The following is a 6,932-nucleotide window of genomic DNA, read 5'->3' as shown; positions in this document are numbered from 1 at the left end:
CCATCGCTGATCAACAGCAATGTTGTACTACACTGGAACCCGCGTAGTACAACATTGCTGTTGATCAGCGATGGCGATACCGTGCCCGGCGCGGGGATGCCGAAAATGCCGGCCTCGGTTGCGAATGCTGTTGTGATCGGCGTAGGAGATACAGTGAAAGGGTCGTTTATTAATGGACATCATTCCCGACAGGATGTCTCGACACTGAGACAGGTGGCAATTCGCTTGAATGGCACGTATCACAATGGAAATGAGAAACACCTCAGCACTGATCTGATTGATCATCTGGCAGTGGGGGGAGAAGAAAATCCCTTTGAAAAACTGACCCGTCGCGAGTATGCACTGGCTGCCTGCGGCTTGTCTGCATTGATTTATGCATTGTTGCCCTGGTTACTCCATTATTGGGGGACAGGCTGGAAACCAGGTGTATTAACAAGCCGAAGAAACAGGGAGCGGTCCAGGCTGAAGTCAGACCCTTCCCGAAAATCCAGAGAACTGCATCCCGCGGCTTCATAACTGTCGGGACAACGGAAACAGGAAACCTGATTTGTCTATTGTGCAATAGGAACTGATTGCAGGAAGGAAAGTCCAATGAGAATCATGATGCTGCTTTGCTGGGGACTGGTCCCGTGTTTCGTGGGGGCCTATCATTATGGACCAGGTCAGGCACAGCTTAAGCTTGATGAAGTGGACCAGAGAATTAAGGCGGCGCAAACTGCCGTCAAGCTGGAAAACTGGGATCAGGCGGTCCGACTTTATAATGAAGCATTGCCGCTGGTTCCGGCTGACCGGGTGAAAGAAGCACAAAAGCTGCGGCTGGAACGCGATAAGGCGATGATGCTGAATGGGCAATTGCCCGATGCCTATCTCGATCTGCAGGCGCTCTTAGACGAACTGCAGAAGGAACCTCAGCCAGATGCGGAACTGGTGAAAGAAACGCGTTCTGCGATGGCCAATGCCGAATATTATGTGACCTGGGCTCTGCGGCTTGAGGGAGTGGGAAAAGAGGGCTGGGAACCGATCATCGAATCCGCGCGACAGAACTACCGACTGCTGGCAGAAAACGCCGCATTGACAGGCAGCAAGACGGAATTAATGGAGCAGCAGGAAAATCTGGAAGCCGTGATTCGACTGGCCAACCTCGATCTCACCGATCTGCAGGGAATGCCGATCCCGAAACAATGTCAATGCAAAGGCTGCTGTAACGGCGTTTGTAACAAACAGGGCAAAAACAAAGGTAAGAAAAAAGGGGCCGGAAAGAAGAAGCCCAAGGACAATCGGGGAGCCAGCTCCGGTCCGCCGCCCGATAAAAGTGGCTCATAACAGCCGCCGGACGATTTTGATACCGCTCTGTTTCTGATTACGATTCTGTCAATTTGATTCTGTATTGATAAAGGTGACTACCGATGCAGCGACTTCATCTCGCTCTTTCGATCACATTCGCAACGTTCATTCTGGCCTTAAATGCTGATATCTGTTCTGCCCAGGGCCGAGCGGTGACTTCGTCGGGACAGACTTCAAAAGTCTTCGCTGCGGCTGCAGCCGCTTATGCCACACCTGTCAAGGCTCAGGTAGCCGCCAGCAGTGCCAGCAGTTCTATGACAACGACTGACGCAGCATCGACCTCAACCGACGATGCCCAGGAAAAAGCGCATGAACAGAAACGACTGGCAGCGATTAAAAAGCTGAAGTTTGATCGACGCTCTTCGGCCATCATCCAAGCCTGGGCAACGCCGGAAGAAGACGAATCCAAATCAGAGAAAGCGAAGACGGAAGACCAGCCCCTGGAGGCACAGCGACCACTTACAGATGAACAGCAGGTTGCAGCGGATAAGAAAGCACGTGAGCAGAAACTGGATGCCGAGTTGAAACAGTTTGAGAAGCAGCTCCAGAACCTGCAGCAATATGTCACCCTCGGGAACTGGGGCGAAGTGAAATCATTTTTCAACACACTTCCCCAGGCTGAATATGAGGCCCTTTATCTGCAGCTGCTGTCGTCTTTGCAGAATCCTGTTCAGCAACCAGGGACCCGCTTTCCCCAGTATGCAGAAAAGAATGTGATCACCGTTGATGACTTTTTCGAACTGGCTGCCCTGTTACCCGCTGATTCGACTGAAAAGATTCAGGCAAAGAATCTGCCTCAAAGCTCCATCAGTACCACCCAGATGCAGATTCTGCTGCAACAGAATCCGCAACTCGCTGCCCAGTTGAAGCAGAAAAACACCTTATTCGGTCAGTTGGCTGGCGTGTTCCGCATCTCGATCGCGAACGGTTTTTCAATCGAAGAGTACCTCAAACGGTTTCGGGAAATACAACCGGAAACACAGGCAGCAAAGTCGGAGGCTGCTGCAGGAAAGCCTCTCCTGACGCAACGCCAGATCGCCAGGCTGCTGGCAGATTCCGGTCAGGCTCAGTACCTGGCAGAGTTTTTGCCCGCGCTCGAGGAAGCCATCAAACAGGATGATCGCGAAGCACTGAATTTATTATCGCGGTACTATCTTGCGCTCCCGCAATACGAAAAAAAGAGTGAGCACCTGGAAAAAGCATGGACAGCGCTGCAGGCTGTTCTCGCGGTCGGTGAGATCAGTGCCTCTGAAAAAGAAGAAGCATTAAAGCGTGCGGTGGAACTGACGCCGCGCATCAAAGAGGAATTAGGACAAGCCTGGCTGAGCGAAAGCTTCAGCAAACGTCCTGAACGGGGCAAAGAAATTCTTTCGAGCATTGGGGCAGCGGTCGCGCTGGGGATCCAGACGCAAAGCACGAACAGTCATTTTAGATTAAATAGCCTCGAATTACAGAAAACAGCCGTCGATGCCTTACTGAAAGCAGCGCCCGAACAGGCCCGCGCGTGGCAGTCAACATTACAAATGATGGCGTCCAACTGGTTACGGGAAGCACAAATCTCTCAAACGTACGATTATTCCACCAGCCGTTCCAGAATGATGCAGCGGGATTATTACGGGAACTACTACTATACCGACGGTGTGATGATGCAACAGCAGATGCAGCGTCAGAATCAAATTCGGGCCATTGCGACCGGGAAAGTTCTTGAAATGCTTCCCGATGAGAAATGGATGGCATTAATTGATGATTCACTGCATCTGGAGTTCCAGACAACCATCGCAAAACTATACCTGAAAGTGGAAGAAGAGGAGGAAGCGTTTCCCTATATTGAACGGCTGGCTCCTCTGAATCCGCGCGAAGCAAAGTCGCTTGCCGAAGAGTTTTTGCGGGTCTGGACGAAGAACCATAACCCTAATTCTGAACAGCAGCGGACCAGCATTTATATGTTCTCCTACGGCTTTAATCAGCGTGCCCAGGGAATCCCTCTGACACGTTCCAAACAGGTTCGCAACCTGGAAGAACTCGCGGTCTGGATTCAACGGATCAATGATCTGCCTATCGAACCCATTGATGAGAAACTCATTACCCAGGCATTTACGCAGGTTCACAGCTCTGCAGAAGTTTATCAACTGGATGCTATCGAAAAAATCTACGGAACCGTGGATGGACTGAACCCCAACACGCTGGCATCGCTGATTCAAACCATGCGGACCAATCTCGGCAAAGTCTGGCGTTTGCCTGCCACTCAGAAAGCAGCCAAGACCAACCGCAAGCAGAAAGACATCGAGCGCGAAGTTTTACAGGGTTACGCGACAGCGCAACAGGTTCTCAGTAAAGCGATCAGTAAATATCCCCAATCCTGGTCGGTCCAGCTTGCGAAAGCGGCACTGGACCATGATGCGAATGAATTCCAACAGGAACTGAATCGCACCACGGAATTTTCCGAGCGACGCCAGGTTTCACTGGAGGGATTCCAGAAGGCAGCGGAACTGTATGCGGCTGAGGTGGAGCAGCTTGAAGAAGAAAAACAGGAATCGACTGTCTACGAGACCTGGTTTTACGCCAGTCTGGGTGCGCCGGATCTGGGCAAGATCACTCATGCGACGGTTTCCGATCCCACGCAATATCCATTAATCCGGGAAGCCATTGAGGGGCTGCCGGGCGAAATCGGCAAACGTCACATGGATCAGTTCGCCAACTCGCTGTTTGTACGACTCAGTGCGGTTGAGCCTGGTGTCAAGTTTCGTTACCTCCAGGCTGGTTTCGAGATTGTGGGCGATCATGAACAGGCACGGGAAGCGAAGAAAGTCTATGATTATTACAAGGACCTCGTGACCGAAATCAAGCTGGAGACACGCATCGATGGTTCCGATGTCGTGGGGCATACAGCGCCGTTCGGCCTGTTCGTCAATCTGCGGCATACCAAAGAAATAGAACGCGAGTCGGGCGGTTTTTCCAAGTATCTGCAAAACCAGAATCAAGGCGGTTATTACTATTACAATTATGGTCGTCCCCTGGAAAATTACCGTGATAAATTTGAAGAGGCTGCCAAACAGTCCCTGGAAGAACATTTTGAAATTCTCTCGATCACATTTCAGAGCGAAGACGTGCATTCTCGCGCCACGGAAGAATATGGCTGGAGGATGACTCCGTATGCATACCTGCTGTTGAAACCCAAAGGGCCGGAAGTCGATAAGATTCCAGCCCTGACCCTCGACATGGATTTCATGGATACTTCCGGCTATGCGGTGGTGCCTGTTACTTCCGCTGCCTTACCCATTGATGCCTCACCGGAACAGGGAGATCTGCGACCCTTCAAGAATCTGCAGATTACACAGACCCTCGATGAACGCGAAGCCAAAGCCGGTAAACTGAAACTGGAAGTGCGCGCGACCGGTGTCGGCCTGATTCCTGACCTGGATCAGATTGTTGATTTGAAACCAAAGGAATTTGACGTGACCGCTGTCGAAAATGAAGGGGTCTCGGTTTCTCAATTTGACAAAACGGAAGCGGGGAATGCCATCAATTCCGAGAGGCTCTGGCTGGTTTCCATGGAAGCGCGTCCGGATCTCACCAGACACCCGGAAACATTTTCATTCGGGTTGCCGAAACAGGAAGATCATGAAGTTACCTATCAGCGATTCGAGGATGCTGACCTGGTTTCGGTTGAGCCGGATATTATGCTGCAGCAGGAATACGGAACTCCGGAAAAGTCATGGATGGTTCCTGCGTCCGTTGTTTTCGCAGTCTTGATTTTGCTCGTAATTATTTACAGATTGATTGCCCGCAAAGCACCGGTTGTTACATCTGCCCGTTATCAGGTGCCGGAAAAGATTACGCCGTTTACGGTCCTCGGCTTGCTGAAAGATATCGAACGTACCAATGGACTAAGTCCCACAGGCAAGCAGGAACTGGGTGTCTCCATCTCTCGCCTGGAGCATTATTACTTCGAAACCCCCGAAGGTGAAGAACCCGACTTGAACGCGGTCGTCCATCGCTGGGTAAACCAGACCCGTTAGAACGCGTCACAAAGATTTATATCAATACCCAGGGGGTGTAATAGAGCTCTTGTTTTCGGTACAGTGGATACAGCCTCGAACGGTGCTTTCACGTTCATCAGTCAGTTCGAAAGCCGCTCGTTGACCCAGGTCCCGAAGTACACAAAACCGTGTCCACTGTGTGGCTTTGCCAGATTCGCAATGTCCACGGCATGCTCACGATCGGTGACTTCAATGGACACGGCGTAATGTCCCCGCTTCAGTTCTTCGATGCCGGTCTGGATAATGCTGTCCTCGGAATCTGAGAAGAAGAAACGATTTTCATCCATCCGTTCCAGGAGATGAATGCCGTCTTCGCCCTGAAGCACAGTAACCGCAGTTGCTGGATAACCGGCAGCCAGCAATACATCTGCAAACGCTTCAAATTCAACTTTGCCATTTACAAAGCCGATCACTTTGCCGACGGGGCTGTTGAGGGTTTGTCCGTGGTCAACCAATGGTTCACGTGTCATGAGTATGTTCCTGATTGTCGAAGGTTCCCGGCCAGCCGATATTTTTTTCAGGTGAGCCCAATGAAAGGTAAGGGGAAGTTTTCCGCCGGGTATTCAAAAACCGCTCCCCTGGACATTTATCGTACTGAAAACTGGCTTTTAGACCTTTATTTTCCAGATGAATCGCTGTTTAAGTGTTTTTTAGATTTTAAGAAGGCATCACAATTAACCATAGCGATTTTCAATCTATTATACTCGGTCTCAATGTCCCTCAAGATGCTACAGTAAAACGGGACACAGTTCCGGGCTCGGAATGCTGCTTATTATAACAGCATGTATCCCTGCGTGTCTAATGCGTTGCATGTCCGGCATGTTACTGCCGATGCTTCCTCGCATACATTTTTCATCTCAGAGCGCAACTTCTGAGATTTCACTCAATCTTCAATCCGAGGATGATTCCTAAAATGACCTCGTATAATCAACCGAGTGATCTGTCACAATATTCCAGTCATATTCGCGCGAGTTCTCGCGTCTGGGAATATTCACATCCTTTCCGGAACGATACGCAGGGCTTCATCGCCGTCTGAAATGGGTCTTCCAAGGTGGGGCAGTGATTTCAGGATGAAGTCACCGTGGGATAAGATCACCAGTATGTCGCGCCGTATGGTTGTCGAGTACTCTCGCAACAAGCAGCACCGCGATCTGGTGGATGTGACAAGAGTGATACCTAGATCTGTTGTGAATGTTTAATTGTGCTAGTGGAAGCTGATCCCGGCTTCAGTAATTTACCAGCGTTTTCTAACAGATTTCCACAGTTTCACTTATTGTTCGAATATTCTTTCGGTCTCATGGTGATTTCGACTTTATGATCCTGAAGGTCGTCGACGAGAGTTATAGTATTGTCCGATTGCTCCTCGCCATCCAGTGTCATGCAGCAAACTGCTGCATCTGAGTTTTCGTTACGGATCGTGATATGATAGAACGTTTCGCGATAGCGATAATGAATCTTGAATTCAGTCCAGTCAGCCGGAAGGCAGGGCTTAAGGCTCAACTTATCTACATCCAGGTTCAATCCCAGTAACGACTCTACGATCAGTCG

The 6,932-nt window shown here is 50.3% G+C and carries 5 protein-coding genes; 3 read left to right on the top strand and 2 right to left on the bottom strand.

All coding sequences use genetic code 11. The annotated features are described in order from the left end of the window. From AACZ40_RS27460 to AACZ40_RS27450, 3 genes are all read left to right on the top strand, one after another. A partial coding sequence (locus AACZ40_RS27460) for a hypothetical protein (RefSeq protein ID WP_339676757.1) occupies nucleotides 1–516 on the top strand: 516 nt, incomplete at its 5' end. Nucleotides 517–591: 75 nt separating this feature from the next. Then, entirely contained in the window at nucleotides 592–1,323 is a 732-nt protein-coding gene (locus AACZ40_RS27455; protein WP_291170511.1) for a hypothetical protein, read from the top strand. An 83-nt stretch (nucleotides 1,324–1,406) separates the two neighbouring features. Further along, nucleotides 1,407–5,363, top strand: a complete 3,957-nt coding sequence (locus AACZ40_RS27450; RefSeq protein WP_291170509.1) for a hypothetical protein — start codon at nucleotides 1,407–1,409, stop codon at nucleotides 5,361–5,363. Nucleotides 5,364–5,464: 101 nt separating this feature from the next. Here AACZ40_RS27450 and AACZ40_RS27445 read toward each other — a convergent pair whose 3' ends face one another. Together AACZ40_RS27445 and AACZ40_RS27440 are read right to left on the bottom strand one after the other, a co-directional pair. Further along, nucleotides 5,465–5,854 (bottom strand): hypothetical protein, encoded by a 390-nt coding sequence (locus AACZ40_RS27445; RefSeq protein ID WP_291170507.1) that lies wholly within the window; start codon nucleotides 5,852–5,854, stop codon nucleotides 5,465–5,467. A 796-nt stretch (nucleotides 5,855–6,650) separates the two neighbouring features. After that, nucleotides 6,651–6,932: glycosyl hydrolase family 65 protein (locus tag AACZ40_RS27440; RefSeq protein ID WP_339676753.1), on the bottom strand; the 282-nt coding region annotated here is incomplete at its 5' end.

The sequence above is a fragment of the uncultured Gimesia sp. genome (genome assembly GCF_963972345.1).
Taxonomy (GTDB): domain Bacteria; phylum Planctomycetota; class Planctomycetia; order Planctomycetales; family Planctomycetaceae; genus Gimesia.
This window is presented reverse-complemented; position numbering and strand designations above follow the sequence as displayed.

Coding starts and splice junctions, on each gene's coding strand:
- AACZ40_RS27455 (WP_291170511.1), top strand. CDS start 592: ATGAGAATCATGATGCTGCTTTGCTGGGGACTGGTCCCGTGTTTCGTG.
- AACZ40_RS27450 (WP_291170509.1), top strand. CDS start 1,407: ATGCAGCGACTTCATCTCGCTCTTTCGATCACATTCGCAACGTTCATT.
- AACZ40_RS27445 (WP_291170507.1), bottom strand. CDS start 5,854: ATGACACGTGAACCATTGGTTGACCACGGACAAACCCTCAACAGCCCC.